Here is a 733-nt window from a genome sequence, read left to right on the forward strand (position 1 = left end):
GTTGTCCTGCTGCATGGCTGGCCCGACGACGCGACGACATACGCTCGTATTTCGCCGGTCCTTCATGAAGCTGGCTTCCGGACGTTTTCCCCTTGGTTGCGAGGCTTTGGGCCGACATCGTTCCTGTCGAAAGAAACCATGCGCTCGGGCGAGATTGCCGCGATGGCGCAGGATGTGCTGGATTTTGCAGATGCGCTTGGCATCAGCCGCTTTGCAGTTGTCGGACATGATTGGGGCGCTCGGATATCCTATCTGCTCGCGTCGGTTTTTCCGGACCGCATCAAGTGCTGCGCTGCGCTGTCCCTCGGCTGGCAACCAGGCAAACCAGCAACGCCGACGCCCGAACAGGCGAAAGCATTTTGGTATCAATGGTTCATGGCGACCGCACGGGGCGCCGAGTTCGTACGAAAGAACGGCAAGGAATTCGCCAGGTATCAGTGGGACAGCTGGGGTCCATCAGGCTGGTTCGACGACGCCATTTTCGATGGCGTTGCGAGCTCGTTCGAAAATCCTGACTGGGCGGATGTGACGTTGCATTCCTATCGGGTCCGGTGGGAAGAGGCCGAGCCCGATCCGCGTTATGCCGAACTCGCCCGCCGGCAAGCAACGGTCAAGATCATCACCGTGCCGATCCTGACGCTTCACGGTGGTGACGACCGCGTTGTGTTTGCCCAGTCTTCAGAGGGGCTCGAAGAGCATTTCACCGCGTTCTACAGGCGGGTGGTGCTGGGTG

The 733-nt window shown here is 59.9% G+C and carries 1 protein-coding gene; it reads left to right on the forward strand.

The genetic code is table 11. The features are described from left to right. Positions 1-48: 48 nt before the first annotated feature. Positions 49-733 (forward strand): alpha/beta fold hydrolase (locus tag EN991_RS38510; protein WP_245461205.1); only part of this gene is annotated, 685 nt, incomplete at its 3' end.

It is taken from the genome of Mesorhizobium sp. M7A.F.Ca.US.005.03.2.1 (assembly GCF_003997795.1).
In the GTDB taxonomy this organism is placed as follows: Bacteria; Pseudomonadota; Alphaproteobacteria; order Rhizobiales; family Rhizobiaceae; genus Mesorhizobium; species Mesorhizobium ciceri.